The sequence below is a fragment of the Winogradskyella echinorum genome (assembly GCF_014297365.1).
Lineage (GTDB): Bacteria > Bacteroidota > Bacteroidia > Flavobacteriales > Flavobacteriaceae > Winogradskyella > Winogradskyella echinorum.
In genome coordinates this window covers 1438091-1455583 of record NZ_JACOQD010000001.1, presented here as the reverse complement: position 1 = coordinate 1455583, position 17493 = coordinate 1438091, and the positions used below count along the sequence as shown (strand labels likewise).

At 32.2% G+C, this 17493-nt stretch carries 10 protein-coding genes and 1 riboswitch; of the genes, 5 read left to right on the top strand and 5 right to left on the bottom strand.

The genetic code is table 11. The features are described from left to right. Nucleotides 1–597 (bottom strand): HupE/UreJ family protein, encoded by a 597-nt coding sequence (locus H8K90_RS06505; RefSeq protein ID WP_186845104.1) that lies wholly within the window; start codon nucleotides 595–597, stop codon nucleotides 1–3. Nucleotides 598–729: 132 nt separating this feature from the next. Then, nucleotides 730–855, top strand: a riboswitch (SAM riboswitch). A 111-nt stretch (nucleotides 856–966) separates the two neighbouring features. Here H8K90_RS06505 and H8K90_RS06500 point away from each other — a divergent pair. The 5 genes from H8K90_RS06500 to metF all read left to right on the top strand — a co-directional run bounded on the left by H8K90_RS06500 (nucleotide 967) and on the right by metF (nucleotide 7974). Continuing rightward, nucleotides 967–2037 carry a homoserine dehydrogenase family protein gene (locus H8K90_RS06500; protein WP_186845103.1) on the top strand — a complete coding sequence of 357 codons (1071 nt, stop codon included), beginning with the start codon at nucleotides 967–969 and terminating at the stop codon, nucleotides 2035–2037. 3 nt (nucleotides 2038–2040) lie between these two features. Continuing rightward, nucleotides 2041–3210: a trans-sulfuration enzyme family protein gene (locus H8K90_RS06495; RefSeq protein ID WP_186845102.1), complete on the top strand. Its 1170-nt coding sequence runs from the start codon at nucleotides 2041–2043 to the stop codon at nucleotides 3208–3210. A 62-nt stretch (nucleotides 3211–3272) separates the two neighbouring features. Beyond that, nucleotides 3273–4274, top strand: coding sequence for a homocysteine S-methyltransferase family protein (locus H8K90_RS06490; protein ID WP_186845101.1), 1002 nt, complete (start codon nucleotides 3273–3275; stop codon nucleotides 4272–4274). Then, the gene (gene metH, locus H8K90_RS06485; RefSeq protein ID WP_186845100.1) at nucleotides 4274–6970 is read left to right on the top strand and encodes a methionine synthase; all 2697 of its coding nucleotides are present in this window, start codon (nucleotides 4274–4276) and stop codon (nucleotides 6968–6970) included. Before H8K90_RS06490 ends, metH begins: the two co-directional genes overlap by 1 nt. A gap of 47 nt (nucleotides 6971–7017) precedes the next feature. Continuing rightward, nucleotides 7018–7974: a methylenetetrahydrofolate reductase [NAD(P)H] gene (gene metF / locus H8K90_RS06480; protein ID WP_186845099.1), complete on the top strand. Its 957-nt coding sequence runs from the start codon at nucleotides 7018–7020 to the stop codon at nucleotides 7972–7974. Between the two features lie 25 nt (nucleotides 7975–7999). Here metF and H8K90_RS06475 read toward each other — a convergent pair whose 3' ends face one another. The 4 genes from H8K90_RS06475 to H8K90_RS06460 all read right to left on the bottom strand — a co-directional run bounded on the left by H8K90_RS06475 (nucleotide 8000) and on the right by H8K90_RS06460 (nucleotide 17420). Next, a complete protein-coding gene (locus tag H8K90_RS06475) occupies nucleotides 8000–9571 on the bottom strand; it encodes a glycerophosphodiester phosphodiesterase family protein (RefSeq protein ID WP_186845098.1) in 1572 nt (523 codons plus the stop codon). A gap of 95 nt (nucleotides 9572–9666) precedes the next feature. Next, complete coding sequence (locus tag H8K90_RS06470; protein WP_186845097.1) at nucleotides 9667–11268, bottom strand: RagB/SusD family nutrient uptake outer membrane protein; 1602 nt, start codon at nucleotides 11266–11268, stop codon at nucleotides 9667–9669. Nucleotides 11269–11278: 10 nt separating this feature from the next. Continuing rightward, on the bottom strand, nucleotides 11279–14344 hold the full coding sequence (locus tag H8K90_RS06465; protein WP_186845096.1) for a SusC/RagA family TonB-linked outer membrane protein: 3066 nt from the start codon (nucleotides 14342–14344) through the stop codon (nucleotides 11279–11281). Nucleotides 14345–14648: 304 nt separating this feature from the next. After that, nucleotides 14649–17420 (bottom strand): triple tyrosine motif-containing protein, encoded by a 2772-nt coding sequence (locus tag H8K90_RS06460; RefSeq protein WP_186845095.1) that lies wholly within the window; start codon nucleotides 17418–17420, stop codon nucleotides 14649–14651. Nucleotides 17421–17493: the final 73 nt, after the last annotated feature.

Sequence of the window (17493 nt, the reverse complement as noted above, 5' to 3'; positions counted from 1 at the left end):
TTAAGTATTACTCAATAATTCGCTTCCTAGAATCATCGGTATTATTAATCCTATAACAATAGAAGATAATACCATAATCCAATCGCGACGCGAAAACCTGAAGATTGTTTGACATAAAAATCCTAAAAATAAAACAACAAATACAATAATTACTTGAGCAATTTCAATACCTAAAGCAAACTCTATTAGAAGTTCAATTCTATTTTCAGATTGACCGGCAAACATTTTAAATTCTCTTGCAAAACCAAAGCCATGTATAATCCCAAAAAATAAGGTGGTAAGAAATAGCAGGTTTATTTTATTATTTTTTGCATTTTTACCCGCAGTAAACACATTGTATATAGCTGCAATTAAAATGGTTACAGGAATTAAAAACTCAACTAACTCACCATTAACACTCACTATACCATAAGCTGCTAAAACCAATGATAACGTATGGCCAAGAGTAAACATGGAGACTAACAATAGTACGCGTTTCCAATCTTTAAATACATAAGGAACAGCCAATACCATTAAAAAAAGTACATGGTCATAGCCGTTAGGATCTAGTACATGGTTAATGCCATATTTTACATTAAACCAAAAATTTTCTAACATAATTACTGTGTTTGGGTAATCAAAGTTACAATTAAAAAGTAATATCATTACCTTGAAATAACGTCAATAAAATTTGCTTATTCTATTTTTCTTTCGGAATATTGTGGTAACAAAGTTCAACAACTTATTGAAATGTTATCAAGAAAGGTGGAGGGATTAGACCCTGTGAAGCCTTAGCAACCCTTAGAATTACTAAGAAGGTGCTAAATTCTACTTGAAAAAGCAAGTCATTTTTTGCAAATTTCGGATAGATAACTCAAAACTAATTACTCATCTGTAGTTAGAATTTTCTTCATAACATTTTTCTATTAAGCGTACTTTTTAAAAAGTGCTTGACTTTTGGTTTAAATAATTTAATAAACTAAAAAAATGACAACCGTAAACCTAGTAATATTCGGAATAGGAAATGTAGGCTCTACACTAATCGATCAGATTCAGGAAATTAACCATAGATTAATAGAAGATCAGCAATTAGAATTACAATTATCTGCAATTGCTAATTCTAAAAAGGCACTTTTTGGCAACCATACTAGCAAAAATTGGTCAGCTGATTTTAAAAATGTTTCCACTCCTTATAAGATTGAGGAAATTATTGAACATTTTAATTCTAATAAATTAGAAAATAGAATTGCCATTGATGTTACAGCAAGTGAAACGTTTGTTTATAATTACGAACTGTTAATTAATAATGGATTTCATATAATTTCAGCAAATAAAATAGCGAATACCTTAAGTTTTAATTTCTATAAAAACTTAAGAAACGTTTTAAAAAGAAACCATAAAAAGTTTTTGTATGAAACTAACGTAGGTGCGGGATTACCAATTATTGAAACCGTTAGAAACCTTTATCAATCTGGAGACAACATTACAAAAATAAGGGGTGTTTTTTCTGGGTCTCTAAGCTATATTTTTAATAGATTTTCAGAAGAACAAATACCATTTAATGAAATATTACATACGGCCTTAGAAGAAGGATTAACCGAACCCGATCCTAGAGAAGATTTATCTGGTAAAGATGTTGCAAGAAAGTTGCTAATTCTAGCCAGGGAACTAGGCGTAAAAACAGAACTTAACGATGTAAAGGTAGAATCTTTAGTTCCTCAGCAATTACATGAAAAAACAACTTTAGAGCAATTTATTGAGCGTTCAATAGAGCTAAATCCCATTTTCGAAAAAAATAAAAATTCTCAAAGTTCAGGATCTGTATTGCGTTACTTAGGAGAACTAGATATTGCAAAAAACTCATTAGAAGTAAAATTAGTATCAGAACCTAAATCCTCTTCTCTAGGTCAACTAAAAGGATCTGATACTTTATTTGAATTATATACAGAAGGATATAACCAACAACCTCTTGTTATACAAGGTGCTGGTGCTGGAAACACTGTTACAGCAAGAGGTGTTTTATCTGACGTTTTAAAATTATCTGAAAGCTTAAATTAAGATATGAAAGATCCATTTTTAGAAACAAAGGCCATACGCACTCAAATTGAGCGCACTCAATTTTTAGAACATTCTAACCCTTTATATCTAACATCGAGTTACGTGTTTGAAGATGCTGAAGATATGCGTGCGTCGTTTGCAGATGAAAAACAACGCAATATTTACAGTCGCTATTCTAATCCAAATACTTCTGAGTTTGTTGAAAAAGTTTGTGAAATGGAAGGTGCTGAACGTGGTTATGCATTTGCCTCTGGTATGTCTGCTGTGTTCTCAACATTTGCGGCATTATTAAATTCAGATGATCACATCGTTTCCAGTCGTAGTATTTTTGGTTCAACGCAGACCATGTTCAATAATATATTGCCTAAGTGGAATATTTCAACAAGCTATTTTAAGATAGATGAATTAGACAAGATTGAAGAATTAATTCAACCGAACACCAAAGTAATTTATGCTGAAAGTCCAACCAATCCAGCAGTTGATATTTTAGATTTAAAACGACTTGGTGACATCGCAAAAAAACACAATCTTTTATTTATAGTCGATAATTGTTTCGCCACACCATATCTACAACAACCCATAAAATTTGGAGCAGATTTAGTGATTCATTCCGCAACTAAACTAATGGATGGACAAGGACGTGTTTTAGGAGGAGTTACTGTTGGTAGTGAAGATTTAATTCAGAAAATATATCTGTTTTCTAGAAATACTGGGCCAGCACTCTCACCATTTAATGCTTGGGTTTTATCTAAAAGTTTAGAAACTTTACCTGTAAGAGTTGACAGACATTGTGATAATGCCTTAAAAGTAGCTGAGTTTTTAGAAGCTCACGATAATGTGAATTTTGTAAAATATCCGTTTTTAAAATCGCATCCACAATACAAATTAGCCAAACAACAAATGAAGTTAGGCGGAAGCATCGTCGCCTTTGAAGTTAAAGGTGGCATCGAAGCAGGTCGAAAATTTCTAAACTCCATCAAACTCTTGTCTCTTTCAGCAAATTTAGGAGACACTAGAAGTATTGTAACACATCCAGCATCTACAACTCATGCTAAAATACTAGAAGATGTACGTTTAGAAACAGGAATAACAGCAGGATTAATAAGAGTCTCAGTTGGATTGGAACATCCTGAAGATATTATTAACGATTTAAAACAAGCATTGGAAAACTAACGTCACTTCGAGTGATTTTATGACACTAGAATAAAATTGTATCGAGAACAAATGAAAAAGAAATGAGTAGAATAAAACAAGAATTACAAAAACGAATCTTAGTGCTCGATGGAGCTATGGGAACTATGCTTCAGCAATACAATTTCACAGAAGAAGATTTTAGAGGTGAACGTTTTAAAGATTATCCATCACCTTTAAAAGGAAACAATGATTTATTATCCTTAACACAACCAAAAGCTATAGCAGATATCCATGCAAAGTATTTTGAAGCTGGTGCTGATATCGTAGAAACCAATACCTTTTCTGGTACAACCATAGCAATGGCAGATTACGACATGGAAGATTTAGTGTATGAGTTGAATTTTGAATCGGCTAAAATAGCTAAAGAAGTTGCAGATAAATTCACTAAACAAAACCCTGAAAAACCTCGTTTTGTTGCTGGCAGTATTGGACCAACCAATAAAACAGCAAGTTTATCACCAGATGTTAATCGACCAGAATACAGAGCAATTACTTTTAATGAATTACGAATTGCTTATAAACAACAAGTTGAAGCGTTAATTGATGGAGGAGTTGATATCCTTTTAGTTGAAACCATTTTTGATACACTTAATGCAAAAGCAGCATTATTCGCTATTGAAGAAGTAAAAGAAGAACGAAATATTGATATACCAATTATGGTGTCGGGAACAATTACCGATGCTTCGGGTCGAACTTTATCTGGTCAAACCGTTGAAGCATTTTTAACTTCAATATCCCATATTCCTTTGCTAAGTGTAGGTTTTAATTGCGCGCTTGGTGCCGAACAGCTAAAACCTTATTTACAACGTTTATCAAATGAAACTGAGTTTTTTACCTCAGCACATCCTAATGCAGGTTTACCTAATGCTTTTGGAGAATATGACGAATCACCAAAACAAATGCAAAACTATATTGAAGATTATCTTAAGGACAATCTAATCAATATAATTGGTGGCTGTTGTGGTACAAGTCCTGAGCATATCAAAGCTATTGCAGAAGTTGCTCAAAATTACAAACCAAGATTAATTCAAGAATTCGCATAATGGCAGAATCTGACTGTACAAAATATTTAACATTATCTGGACTAGAACCTTTAGTGGTGACGCCAGAAAGTAATTTTATCAATGTTGGAGAACGAACCAACGTAACAGGCTCACGAAAATTTCTTCGCCTAATAAAAGAAGAAAAATATAATGAAGCACTAGAAGTTGCAAGAGACCAAGTAGATGGTGGTGCACAAATTTTAGATGTTAATATGGACGAAGGTATGCTCGATGGTGTCTATGCCATGACGACTTTCTTAAATCTTATTGCATCAGAACCCGATATTTCCAGAATTCCTTTGATGATAGACAGTTCAAAATGGGAGATTATTGAAGCTGGTTTGCAAGTCGCACAAGGGAAATGTGTAGTGAATTCCATAAGTCTAAAGGAAGGCGAAGCTGAATTTAAACGTCAAGCAAAATTGGTGAAACGTTATGGAGCCGCTGTCATTGTTATGGCTTTTGATGAAGACGGACAAGCAGATACCTATGACAGACGAATAGAAATCTGTAAACGCTCTTACGATATTTTGGTAAATGAAGTCAATTTCCCACCTCAAGATATCATCTTCGATCCTAATATTTTTCCGGTAGCTACAGGTATGGAAGAGCATCGTAGAAACGCTATCGATTTTTTTGAAGCCACAAAATGGATTAGAGATAATCTTCCTTATGCCAATGTTTCTGGTGGAGTGAGTAATGTCTCATTTTCGTTTAGAGGAAACAATATTGTTCGTGAGGCAATGCATTCTTCTTTTTTATATCATGCCATTAAAAAAGGAATGAATTTAGGTATCGTTAACCCAACAATGCTCGAAATTTATGACGAAATAGACAAGGACTTATTAGAGCTGGTTGAAGATGTACTATTTGATAGACGTGATGATGCTACGGAACGTTTATTGGATTTTGCTGAAGAACTTAAAGCAAAAGGTTCAACATCTACAAGCAAAGATGCCGCTGTACAAGAATGGAGAAGTGATGCATTACAAGACAGAATTACACACGCCTTGGTTAAAGGTATCGATGCTTTTATTATTGAGGATGTTGAGGAAGCACGCCAAGCTTCCGACAAACCCATTGATGTTATTGAAGGTCATTTAATGATTGGTATGAATGTGGTTGGAGATTTATTCGGAAGCGGAAAAATGTTCTTACCACAAGTAGTAAAATCGGCACGAGTAATGAAAAAAGCTGTGGCTTACCTTCAACCTTTCATTGAAGCAGAGAAAGATGGCAAACAAGAATTCGCTGGTAAAATATTAATGGCAACCGTAAAAGGTGATGTACACGATATTGGTAAAAACATTGTAAGTGTCGTTTTGGGTTGTAATAATTACGAGATTGTTGATTTAGGTGTTATGGTACCTCCTGAAAAAATTATAGAAACAGCCATAAAAGAAAATGTAGATATTATTGGGTTGAGTGGTTTAATTACCCCATCGCTTGATGAAATGGTTTACGTTTCAAAAGAATTGGAAAAACAAAACATCGAAATTCCATTAATTATAGGCGGCGCAACTACTTCTAGAGCCCATTCAGCCGTGAAAATTGCACCACATTATAGCAATACGGTTGTTCATATAAATGATGCATCAAGAGCTGTAACTGTGGTTGGAAATTTGCTTCAAAAAGACAGTAAAATATATAAAAATCAGATTAGAGAAGAATATGATTTGTTCCGAGAACAATTCATGAAACGTGGTAAAAAGAAAGAATATTTGTCTATTGAAAATGCTCGAGACAATAAATTTAAAATCGATTGGCACACTTCTGAAATTGTAAAACCAAAGCAACTTGGCATTCAAATTATTGAAGATTTTGATATTAAAAAACTCGAAGGTTTTATCGATTGGTCACCATTTTTTAGAAGTTGGGATTTACATGGAAAATATCCTGCAATCTTAACCGATGAAGTCGTTGGCTCTCAAGCCACAGAATTATTTGCTGATGCTCAAGTATTACTCAAACGCATTTTTGATGAAAAACTTTTAAAAGCAAAAGCTATTTTCGGATTGTTTGAGGCCAATACGGTTAATAATGATGATATTGAGATAGAAACCAAGCAACAAAACCAAAACACCAAATTTCAATTTCTTACTCTTCGTCAGCAATCCAAAAAAGCAGAAGGCAAACCAAACATTGCCTTAGCCGATTTTATAGCACCAAAAGTATCAGGAAAACAAGACTATATGGGTTGTTTTTGCGTATCCACAGGATTTGGAACCGCAGAATTAGCCGCTAAATTTGAGGCAGAACACGACGATTATAATTCAATTATGATAAAAGCTTTAGCAGATCGTTTAGCAGAAGCCTTTGCCGAATATTTACACAAAGAAGTACGAACAAAACACTGGAGCTACGCTCAAGATGAAAACCTTACTAACGAAGACTTAATAAAAGAAAGTTACAAAGGTATTAGACCAGCACCAGGCTATCCAGCATGCCCAGACCACTTAGAAAAGAAAACCATCTGGAAACTTTTAAATGTTGAAGAAAAAATTGGTGTAAAACTTACAGATAGCTTAGCCATGTGGCCAGCGGCTAGTGTAAGTGGCTATTATTTTGGAAATCCTGAAGCCAAATATTTTGGATTAGGAAAAATTAAAGAAGACCAAATAGAAGATTATGCCAAACGTAGAGGCATCAGTACAGATGAAGCCACAAAATGGTTGAGTCCTAATATAGCAGATTAAAAAAAAAGTAATAGAAAAAAGAAATATCTGCTTTCGCAGACATTATTATGAAAGTAACAGAACACATAAAAAAAGCTAACGGAAAAACACAGTTTTCCTTCGAGATATTACCACCTTTAAAAGGACAACATATTCAATCTATTTTTGATAACATCGATCCATTAATGGAATTTAAACCTCCGTTCATTGATGTCACTTATCACAGAGAAGAATACGTATTTAAAGAAGTCGAAAATGGGCTACTTAAAAAGCAAGTGGTTAAAAAAAGACCAGGAACCGTTGGAATTTGTGCGGCTATTCAAAACAAATATAGTGTTGATGCTATTCCGCATATATTATGTGGTGGTTTTACAAAGGAAGATACTGAAAACTTTCTAATAGATTTAGACTTTTTGGGTATTGAAAATGTAATGGCATTGCGTGGAGATGCTGTTAAAAGTGAAACCTATTTTAAGCCCGAAAAAGAAGGTCATTCTTATGCTAATGAACTCATCTCTCAAATTAACGATATGAATAATGCTGTATATTTAGATGATGAATTACAAAACAGTTCTGCTACGAATTTTTGTATTGGTGCTGCTGCATATCCCGAAAAACATATGGAAGCTCCAAGTATAGATAGTGATATTCATTTCTTAAAAAAGAAAATAAAAAATGGTGCCACATATGTCGTAACTCAAATGTTTTTTAATAATCAGAAATATTTTGATTTTGTTGCAAAATGTCGAAAAGAAGGCATTACAGTTCCTATTATACCAGGTTTAAAACCAATAGCTACAAAAAAACAATTGAATCTTATTCCGCATCGTTTTCATGTAGATTTACCAGAAGAACTAATTATTGATATTGTAAAATGCAAAGACAATAAAGCGGTGAGACAAGTAGGTATTGAATGGTGTATTGAACAATCCAAAGAGTTACAGAAAGCTGGTATTCCTGTTCTGCATTATTATTCTATGGGTAAGAGTGATAATATACAAGCTATTGCTTCAGAACTTTTTTAATATAGGCGGTAAGTTAATGTCTTTATTAGTAGTTTTCTTTTTGAAAAACTCTCACATAGTCTATTAGCATTTGATTAGGAAAAGCAGTATCATCTATACCATGTCTTCCTCCTAACATACCACCAACAGCTACATTAATTTTTAGATGGAAATCTTGATCAAAAGGCCACTCATCTTCTGTTTTCTTTTCATTTTTAATATGGTTGTAAATAACATCATCTAAAAGAAAATCCATATGATCTGGCGTCCAAACCAAACTGTATGTATGAAACTTTTCGTAAGGTTCAGCAACAAAAGCATCTTTTCCTTTTTGAGTTCCTAACATGTGGTTAAATGCTTTGGTATGTATAGTTCCAAAAATAGAATCTGGATTATATCCTACATGCTCCATAATATCTATTTCACCACAATTTGGCCAACCCTTTTCTTCCCAGTTTTTTCCAAGCATCCAAAATGCAGGCCAAAGACCTACACCTTTTGGTAGTTTTGCACGTATATCTATGCGTCCATAGGTCCATTCTGCTAAACCTTTAGTGGTAAGGCTTGCTGACGTATAGTTTGCTATTGCTTTGTTTTTTCTCCAATCTTTGATGTCAGCAGCTTCAAAGGATTCATTTTTAATGTCTTCTTTGTGAGATTCAATAATAAGGTTTCCATTTTCTATTCTAGAATTCTTAAGACTATTGGTATAATATTGTTGTTCTTGATTTCTAATTAAACCAATTTCGTAACCCCATTTTAGAGTATCTGGTTTTCCTTTATTACTAAATTCATCACTCCAAACTAATTTATAATTTTCTTTAATTGGACTTTTAACTAGTCGCTCTAATACCAATTCTGGTTCATTAGTAGTGATGTAATCGAACTCATTGGCAAGCAACCAATCTATATCTTCTGTTTTGTTAACTGTCCAAGCATTTAGTTTAAGCCCTAGTTTTTTTGAATCTGAAATCCACTCTGGATGTTTTTTAAAAATAGTGAAATAATAATCTAAGCCATCAATACTATCGGTCTTAAGTTTTTCTGGATTTTTAGATCCATCTAAATACATCACTTTTGCATTAGCATCTAATTCTTTAATTCGTTTTATAATCTCATAACTAAAGCTTATGTAATATGAAATATATGGTTCTGCCTTTAGCTCTTTTACCAATGCCACAGTAGCATCTGCCATTATTTTATTTCTCCCTTCAATTTTCGAAGGTTTAATTTCGCAAACTAAACCGGTTGAGTTATTATTAATCATACCAGCTACAATGTAATCTCTAAGCGTTGGCAGTTTTTCGCCATTTGGTAATTTTATTTTTGCTAATTCTTCGTATGTTTTTTCTTCAATAATTAAATCATTATAATCTGCATCGTGCGTTACAATAAGAACATTATCCTTTGTCATACGAACATCAAATTCTGATCCAGCACAATTAAGTTCTATCGCATGTTTTAAAGCTGCAATTGAATTTTCGGGTAAGTTTTTAGCCTTCCATGCTCCACGATGAGCAATTACGGGATTATCTGCAAATACAATTTTGCTGCTTTTTTGACTTAAATCGCAAGAATAAATGCATAAACAAACAAAACCTATTAAAATATTGCGCATACTATTTATTATATATGTAGAATTATTTTTTGCATTAAGTTACAAGGCAAGTTAAAACCTGCCTTGTATATCTTAATACGCTAACTCAATTAATTTTAGTAACCATCATTTTGTGGGTAGCCTGGCCCTAATAAATCTAAGTCTCTTTGTGCAATTGGCCAATTTATAAAATGTGGTTGCCAGTTATTTCTAGGATCTTTTGACCCAAGGTTTGCAGGGAAATACTCGCCATCACCAGCATAATTAGTGATTTGAAAGTCAATAACATCTTGTCCCATTCGCTTTAAAGTAAACCAACGCTGACCTTCAAAAGCCAATTCTCTAGCTCTTTCGTCTAAAATTGTTTGTTCATCTACTGTGGTAACCGGATCAGCCCCAGCTCTAGTCCTAACCGCATTTATATAAGGTAATGGATCTCCTGTAGATCTCATTATAGCTTCAGCAGCAATTAGGTAAGTTTCTGCTAATCTATAAACCGTAATATTACTTCTATTTAAATAAGAATCTGGATTGTCGTCTTCTTGAGCAAACTTAATACATGAAGGATGCATTCTTTTATAATAGTTTTGATATGTGCTACTTGGATTATTTAAATCTGTAATAGGCTCATAATTATCTACCTGTTCTCCAATGCGATCTCCAGAAGTATAATAATACTTAAGTCTAAAATAGGTGTCGTCGTCTCTTGTATCATTTGGATCTTCTGCTAGAAGATTTAATAAATATAAATTTGGTAACACTCTTGAAAATCCTCTACCTCCTTGTTCTATATTAGCTTCTATCCCAGAAATTTGGAAATATTGAGTTACATAATTAGCATTCATCATAGTGGTATTACCACCACCAAGTAAATCATCTAATGATTGAATAACAAATAGTGATTCTGAATTATTTCTATCACCTGCAAATACATCTGCAGTACTAGAAACTAAACTATGTGGACCTTCTTCAATTGTAGAAATAGCTTGGTTTTTCGCTTCTGTCCAATCTCCTTGCCACATTGCTACTTTTGCCTTTACGTGCTTAGCAGTTCCTTTTGTAACACGACCAAACGTATCCGTCCATTCTAAATGATCTATTGCAAAGTTAAGATCACTATTAATAAGAGCAAAAATTTCAGCTTCCGAAGATTTATCACTTACAACATCAAAGGCATTATCTACTGTCACTGTTTCAGTGGTCACATAAATATTATTAAACATTCTATATAAATAAAAATATGAGTGTGCTCTAAAGAACTTAGCTTCTGATATAACTTGATTTCTTACTTCTTCACTGACATCTGCAACTTCGGCAGCATTAATTATAGCAGTTGCTTTATTAGCGATGTTATAATAATGTTTCCAAAATAATGAAGACACAAAGTTAGCACCTTGATCTACCGGAGAAATACCTCTTTCGTATCTACCCATTAAACCTGTATAACCAGTTCTACTAAATGCTAAATCACTTCTTGAAGACATTAAAACAGCTCCCATAAAATCTTCAGTGCTAGCATCGTAACGATCTCTTTCAAATTTATATAAACTAACTACACCAGATTTTAAGCCTTCTTCTGTTGTGTATATATAATCTGAATCAATAACTGTACTTGGATTTTCTTCTAAAAAATCCTCGCATGATATTGTAAAAAACAATACCATAAGAAGTAAACCACTTCCTTTTAATTTTCTATAAAAGTTTTCTGTATTCATCATTTTTTATTTTTTAAAATTTAACTCTTACACCAAAGGTGAAACTTGTTGCATCTGGATAACCAGTATCTGCATTAGAAAATGTAGATCTAATATTTACTTCTGGACTATAGCCTATATAATCCGTATCTGTAAATAAATTTGTACCTGTGACGTAAAGTCTAATCTGATCGAAATTTAATTTCTCTGATATATTTTTATTTAATGTATATCCTAAACTCACTGTTCTTAATCTTATATAAGATGCATCTTTTACTGCTAATGCATTAAGGTATAAAGGTGTAGCATCGAAATTAGGTCTAGGGAAAGAATTAGATGGGTTTTCTGGTGTGTAGTAATCTACTTTTACGCCGTTTACTTTACCAGATAATGTTCCACCATTATTAAATTCTGATAAAAACGGATTAACTTTTGTTGCACCTTCTACCACGTAAAAATCAACTAATAAATCAAATCCTTTATACTCAAAGGTTGTTGACAATGAACCAAACCAATCTGGATTTGGGTCTATAAACACTCTATCCTCTGGAGTAATTTTACCATCTGGACCAGGAATTATATTACCTTCATCATCAACTCCATTTACATCCTTAACTCTAATATCTCCAGGTCTAAGGTTATCTTGTGTAATCGAAGAATCTGGATTTGCTTGGGGTGCATTAGCAAAGTCATCACCTTCTTGCCAAATACCATCAAATGCGTATTGATAGATAACTCCTACTGGTTGGCCAACATAATAATTGTACGTATCATCTCTTGTTATAGTGTCTCCATTACCATCATTGTATAATTCTAATAATTTATTTTTGTTATTAGACCAATTTGTAGATACTGACCATTTAAAATCTTCAGTATTAAAAATGTTTGCTGTTAAACCCAATTCTATACCTGTATTTTGTAGTTCACCTGCATTAAAGTATGTAAACGTATACCCAGTAGTAGATGGTACTGCTCTTTTTAATAGTAAGTTTTTTGTTCTGGCATCATACCAGTTAATATTACCTACTAAAATTCTATTGAAAATTGAGAAATCCATACCAACATTGGCCGTTGTAATTCTTTCAAATTTTAATCCTGGATTTGGTAAAATTGTTGATGGTGAAAAACCTGAAGCGGATTCTGCATCAAATATATAAGGTTCTGGATCTGCTGTAAATAACGAGGTATAAGGTATACCTAAATCGTTTACTAATGAACCATAACTTAACCTTAATTTTAATTCTTGAATAGCATTTGCTTCTTCTAAAAAGCTTTCATTGTGCATTTTCCATGCAAAAGATGCAGCTGGGTTATAACTCCATTTTTCACCTTCTCCATTTAAAGAAGATCCATCTGCTCTCATTGTAGCAGTAAACAAATACTTATTCATTAAATTATAACGTGCACGCACCATATATGATAAGTAATTAATTTTATCCGAGTCGCGTTGTACTGTAACATTACCTATTGCACTTGCTATACCATTATAGCCATTATCTTCATTTGTAAACCCTTGCCCTTCAGTAAACGTTCTATTAACCTGATCTTCTTGAGCTGATTGTACTAATGTAACATTTAAACTATTATTCTCATTTAACTCTTTATCATACGTTAAAATATTTTCTACTAAAAAGGACTCTCTTAGTCTGCTATCTATACGTGCAATACCGTCAACATCATCACCTGCTGAACTTAATGAAGATAGATATTGTCCTCTTTCTGATGTTCTCCTAGTTAAATTAGCTTTTAATTGATAGGTTAAGTCATTTGTAATTTTCCAAATAGGTGTTACATTAATAACAAAATCATTGCCTGTCTCTCTATTATCTTGTTCTCTTAAATTCCATAACGGATTTACAGCAGAAAGTTCTTCACCACTTGGAAATTGAGTAAGTCGACCATCTTGGTAGGCGCTACCCAAAGGAGAAAACGTAATTACATTTACATTTGCCGCTCTATTAGTATTATCATTCAAAAGATTTAAGTCGAAATTAACAGAAAATTTATCGCTTATTTTTTGATCCACATTTAAACGTAAGGTTTTCCTTTCGTAATTAGACGTTGGAATAATTCCTTGCTCTCTAAAGTAGTTTACACTACCAAAAACTTTTGTTAAATCTGTACCACCGCTAATACTAATAGCTTGACTATTTACAAATCCGTTTCTCATTAATTCATCTTCCCAATCAACAAAATTATTGTTAGCTATATTTTCTAATTCTACTTCAGAAAAAATGTCTTCATCATTAGGATACGAGTCATCGGCAATATTAGATCGAACAGCTTCTCGTCTTAATTGCGCAAATTCTTGCCCACTGTAAACATCGAAATTACGCTCAATAGTTTTGGTTGTTAAAAACCCATGATAACTAACACTAACCTTACCTGTTTTACCACGTTTAGTAGTAATTAATACCACACCGTTTGCTCCTCTAGATCCGTAAATTGCTTGTGCTGATGCATCTTTTAGAAACTCAATAGATTCAATATCATCTGAATCTATATCTTCAATACCGTCATCTCTAACGATTCCATCTACTACATAAATGGCACTAACATTGCCTTCTATAGAACCTTGTCCTCTAAAAATAATATCTGATGTACCACCAGGTCGTAAAGTACCACCTCCGACATCTACTTGTAAGCCGGCAATTCTACCTCTCAACATTTCATTAACATCAGATGTTGGAGAGAGTGTTGCTTTAGAAAGGTCTGTAGTAGCAACAGCATTTACAATATCACTTTTCTTTTGAGTACCATACCCAACAACAACAACTTCGTTTAAAGCTGAGTCACTTTCTAAGTTAATAGTCATTTCTCCTGTTGCAACTGTAAGTTCTTGTGTCTTAAAACCAACATAAGATACCACTATAATACTAGAAGCATCTTTTACATCTAATGTAAAATTACCATCGAAATCGGTTTGCACTCCATTATTAGTACCTTTTTCTAACACAGATGCTCCTGGTAGTGGCATATTATCTGCTGCAGAAAGTACTTTTCCCTTTATAGTTGTTTGTGCTAATAAAGAAAAGGAACTGCAAATTAAAAATAGACAGAAGAATATTTCAATTCTTGATCTTTGAAATTTTAATTTCATAAATATTGTGTTTGATTAATTAATTCGAATACTCAAAATTAGATAGCAACTAAATATTCTACGCTGGTCTAATTTTATGTTATTGTAAATTTAAACCTAAGAAATTGTTAATTTGATAATAAATACCTCGATAAAAAACCAACATCGTAAATATTAACAAAAATGACAATTGATAAAGTCTTCAGAAATACTATAAACACTAGTACTTTAAACTAGCCGTTTTCACTTAACAAATTCTTAATATTAGATAAAATTATCCACTTGTAGGGGTAAAGTCGTGGTAAAAAAGATGGTTGTCGAGGTGTTAGAATTTTAAGATATAATTAACTAGGCTATCATCGTGATTTAATTGCAACCTTTTGCGCAATCGGTAACGTTTAGTTTCCACACTTTTGATAGATATATTTAATAATGGTGCCATTTCTTTAGAGGATAAATTCAATCTTAAATAGGCACAAAACTTTAAATCGTTAGGAGTTAAATCTGGATGTGCAGCTTTAATTTTATCCATAAAATCTTTATCTGCATTATTAAAGGCTTCTTTAAAAAATTTCCAGTCTTTGTTATTGTTTAAATTATCGTCAATTAAGTTTATCGCGCTTTTAAGATCCTTTTCATTTTTTACATTCTTAAGCTCTTTCTTAATTTTGCGAAGCAACTCATTCTTTTTAATTGTACTCATTGTAGATATTGCCAGTTCACGGTTTTTACTTTCAATATCTTGATTTAATTTTTCGTTTTTTATCTGAATTATTGTTCGTTCATTTTTTATCTGCTCATGCTTTATAATTCGTTCGTAATAAAACTTATAAGCTTTATGGATTAAAAAGCCCACACCACATAGACTCACAAAGTATATGAGTAGTGCCAAATTAGAAATATACCAAGGCCTATTTACAACAAAAACATATTTTACCGTATTATCTGTGAGTTGATTACCAACTTTTCCCCTTACTTCTAACTCATAATCACCAAAAGGTAGATTTTCGAATTGAATATTAGACTTTTTAGACCAATTACTCCAATTATCACTTTGTCCAGATAATCTATACTGATAATTAACATCTAAATATTTATTGTACGCTGGCACAGAATAAGTAAAGGACAAAATACCTTGCTCGTGCTCAAATTCTCCTTCCTCTATTAAATACAAAAGCTTAGGTTCTGCGTCTAAATCTTTCTTTTGAATGGCGTTAAGATAAATCTTGTAATTAAGGTCATTTTTAATTTTAGACAAGTCCATAATTAAGTAGCCGTTTACAGTACCTATTAGATATTTTTCTTGCTCTATGTGTTTTATGTTTTCGAAACCTAAAACCCCTTTCCTTAAGTTTAAAGGAATTGAAATATTTGTAACTTCTGGTGTATTGGTGAGATTGTTATAGGCAATAAAACTAATATTGTCCTTAAAAAACATCCATAATTTACCCGTTTTATCAACAACTGTTTTTCCTGAAGTATAACTCTTTGAAGCAATTAACTGACTTAACTTATCGTCTTTTTCAAATTTGTTATTTTCCTTGTTAAATATATATATACCATCCAATGAAGCATATAGTATTTTATCTTGATAGGTAATAAGACTAGAGTTTTTGCCGGTTGACAATTCTTCAATAACCACCACATTCTCAGCTCTGGTTAAAGTATCATTTAATTTTATTTTAAAAACACCTAAATATTCATGATTTACAAACACCTCATTAGAATCATTGATTTCAAAAAAACGCGATGAATTTTTAAAACCTTCAATTCTATTTTTAAGATTCCAACTGTTATTAGTCTTTTCTAAAATATATAGACCATCATAGTTTCCTTGTAAAATAACATTTTCTTTACTCGGTAGTTTTTTAAAATTCCAAGCTCCCAGAACAGAACTGATATTCTTAGCCACTCCTTTTTCAATTAAAAAGGTTCCTAAATGATGACCACAAAATAAGGTATCATCGTTGTAATTATACAAACTCCATACTTGCCCAGCTGTTCCTTCAACAAAAATAAAATCTTGATTGGTCGATTTTAAAGGTTTATAAAATAAGCCTTGATTGGTACCCATATAAAGAAACTCATCAAAAATTAATGTAGAATAAACGGTACCTAAATCACCATCGTAATCGATAAATGTTTTTATATGTGAAGTTAAATTTATACAATCAATACCATTATCTAAGCCAACCCAAACATTGTCTCTATTATCTTGAAACAAGTTTAGCACTGTATTATTACTTAAGCCTAGTTTCTGATTTATTTCAAATTCAATATCGCCTTCACTACTAATTTTTATTACACCTTTTGATATTGTTCCTGCTACAAAACTTCCATTTTTTAATTGTATGCCATTTAAAATACTCAACTCTTTTAATCTTGTATTTGCTGAGACATTCCAAGGAAGTAACTCTCCATGTTTAAATTGAAAAAAACCTGAACTTCTGGTAAGGACTATTATTTCATCTTCATTTTTAAAAATATTAATGACTCTATCTTCTAATACAATAGTATCATTAATTAATAACTTTGGCTCTCCTTTTTCTATACCATATACACCTTCTGTATCAACGTGATAGTATATCTTGCCGCCTACATTAAATACTTTATAAATAATATTTTCTGAGGTTATTGTTTTAAAATTTTCGGTTTCTTTATTAAAAAAATACAAGACATGACCAGATTGAAAAACAACCCATGTTTCATATTCAATTATATTCCATATCTGATCGTCATTAATACCGACATCATTTAATTTTGGAATAAGAGATGTATAGTTTAATTGCCCTAACTTATCTCGTTTCCAATATCCAAATTCTTCATAACAACCCGTATAAATTCTATCATCAATAACATTTACAGCTCTTAATATGGAATTATTAGGAGATAAATACGTGTTCCATTCTGAACCGTTGAATTCTAAAAGCCCTTTGTTATTAGCGACATAAATGTAGTTGTCATCATCTTGAGAAATCATCCAATTTTGATTGTCACCACCATAATCTGAAGTTTTAAATTTTTCTATAGGAGGTAACTCTTGACCTTGCAAAGTCAAGATTAAAAGCATAAGAACTATGGTTAAGATATTTTTCATCAGTTTGGTAAAGATAATATTAAACCATTTCAATTTTAAAATAACAATAAAATGCCAACTCGGTTAGAATTGA